The organism is Kitasatospora sp. NPDC007106 (assembly GCF_040634455.1).
Lineage (GTDB): Bacteria > Actinomycetota > Actinomycetes > Streptomycetales > Streptomycetaceae > Kitasatospora > Kitasatospora arboriphila.
Window position 1 is genome coordinate 1 of the sequence record NZ_JBEYFP010000945.1, and the last position, 2,133, is coordinate 2,133.

Sequence of the window (2,133 nt, forward strand, 5' to 3'; positions counted from 1 at the left end):
AGCCCCGCCGCAAACCCTCGTGATCCGGCGGGCGCCCGGGAAGAACCGTCCCACGCCCCGGCGGCACGGGGCATCCGACAGGCGTCGGAAGATCCGCCTCCGCCACCCGACACCCGCGCAGGGCCGGGCCGGGACGAGGCGGTGGGTGCGGTCAGCGGAAGGCGGCGGCGTTGCGCACGGCCCAGGCGGCGAAGGGCTGCGGTGCACGGCCGAGGACGCGTTCGACGTCGGGGCTGACGCGCCGTTCGTCGGCGGTGGGTGTGCCGAGGACGGCGAGGGTGCCCTCGACGACGGGCGGCGGCATGAAGCGGGCCAGTTCGGCGCGGGCCTGCTCGGCGGTCTGCTCGTGGAAGGCGACCGGCGCGCCGATCGCCTCGGCGATCGCGGCCGCGCGGCTCCGGGGTGTGCTCGGCTCCGGCCCGGTGAGGACGTACGTGGCGCCGTGGTGGCCGTCCTCGCGCAGCACGGCCGCGGCGACCGCGGCGACGTCCTCGGGGTCGACGAACGGCAGGCCGACGTCGGCGAAGGGCCCGGCGGCCGCGCGGTGGGAGCGGATCGGTTCGGCCCAGGCGAAGGCGTTCGACGCGAGACCGCCGGAGCGCAGCACCGTCCACTCCGGTGCGCCGGCCGCCACCGCGGCCTCGAAGCGTGCGGCGTGCGCGTAGCTGTCCGGCCGGGTGGCGACGCCCTGCGAGGAGAGCAGGACGATCCTGCGCACCCCGGCGGCCCGGGCCCGGTCGACCAGGCCGGCCGGGTCCTCGCCCGCCACCAGCAGGAAGAGTGCCTCGGCCCCGTCCAGGGCCGCGCGGACGGCGGGCGGGTCGGCCAGGTCCGCGGCCACGTGCCGCACGCCCGGCGGCAGCGGGTCCTCGGGCCGGCGGCGGGACACCGCGGTGACCTGCTCGCCGGCCTCGACCAGGTGCCGGACCAGCGCCCGGCCGACGTTCCCGGTGGCACCCGTGACCACGATCATGGCGTCTCCCTCGTGACATGTGGAAGTGAGTTGACTGACTCACTTGGTGGACGGCTGTGAGCCTAGCCCGCGGCGAGCGGGCTGTCTATAGTCAGTCGGGTGACTGACTCACCCGGCCTGTCGAGGGCCGAAGCCGCCGCCGCCAAGCGCCGCCGCCTGACCGCCGCCGCCGCTGCCGTCCTGCACGAGAAGGGCGTCGAGCGCACCTCGATCGCGGACATCGCGCAGGTCGCCGAGGTGCCCGTCGGCAACGTCTACTACTACTTCAAGACCAAGGACGAGCTCGTCGAGGCGGCGCTCGCCGAACACACCGGACAGTTGGAGGTGCTCACCGGCCGGCTCGACCTGCTGCCCGACCCGAGGGAGCGCCTCAAGGGCCTGGTGGCGGCCTGGGTCGAACAGCGCGAGACCGCCGCGCGTTACGGCTGCCCCACCGGGACGCTCGCCATGGAGGTCGACAAGCGCCCGCCCGGCGGACTGGACGAGTCCGCGGCCCGGGTGATCCGCCGTCTCCTCGACTGGGCCGCCGAGCAGTTCCGGCAGCTCGATGCCCCCGACCCGCACGGGCAGGCCGTCACGTTGGTCGGCGCCTACCAGGGCATGTCCCTGCTCGCCAACGCACTGCGCGACCCGGAGATCATGACCCGGGAGGGCGACCGGCTGCGCCGCTGGCTGGACACCATGCCCGCCGACTGAGCTTCGCGTCCGGTGGGGTAGCGGACTCATGCGCCGTCGGGCAGGCCGTCGGGCGGGACGTGGCCGTGCGGATCCACGGAGGGCACGGCCGACGCGGCACGGAGGCTGTCGATGGCGATGCGTTCCGCGAGGATGGGCACGAAGGCGCGGATGCGGCTGCCGTCGAAGCGGTGGAACGCTTCGTCCAGGGCCCGGTCCACCGCCGCGGTGCCCGCGGTCGCGTCGAAGCGCTGGTGCAGCCGGCGGCCGACCGCGGCCAGGTTCGCCCGCTCCTTGTCGTCGTTCGGGGCGGGCAGGTCGTTCGGGTCGTTCGGGGCGGGCTCCGGTTCCGCTTCCGGTTTCCGATCCGGGTCCGGCTGCGGATCGGGTGCGGCGGCCGCGGCTGGCGGGTCACCGGGGATGTGCGGGTCCATGACGGCCTCGCGGGGCTTGGGGTGGGGCTGTCGGCAGGTCCCCGCGTCCCG

General features: G+C 75.4%; 3 protein-coding genes. 1 reads left to right on the forward strand and 2 read right to left on the reverse strand.

The window, feature by feature from the left end:
• Window positions 1-151: 151 nt before the first annotated feature.
• The gene (locus ABZ641_RS34305; RefSeq protein ID WP_344626264.1) at window positions 152-973 is read right to left on the reverse strand and encodes an NAD(P)H-binding protein; all 822 of its coding nucleotides are present in this window, start codon (window positions 971-973) and stop codon (window positions 152-154) included.
• A gap of 99 nt (window positions 974-1,072) precedes the next feature.
• Here ABZ641_RS34305 and ABZ641_RS34310 point away from each other — a divergent pair, with 99 nt between their 5' ends.
• Window positions 1,073-1,669 (forward strand): TetR/AcrR family transcriptional regulator, encoded by a 597-nt coding sequence (locus ABZ641_RS34310; protein ID WP_344626263.1) that lies wholly within the window; start codon window positions 1,073-1,075, stop codon window positions 1,667-1,669.
• Between the two features lie 26 nt (window positions 1,670-1,695).
• Here the strand turns inward: ABZ641_RS34310 and ABZ641_RS34315 are convergent.
• A partial coding sequence (locus tag ABZ641_RS34315) for a three-helix bundle dimerization domain-containing protein (RefSeq protein ID WP_359988247.1) occupies window positions 1,696-2,133 on the reverse strand: 438 nt, incomplete at its 5' end.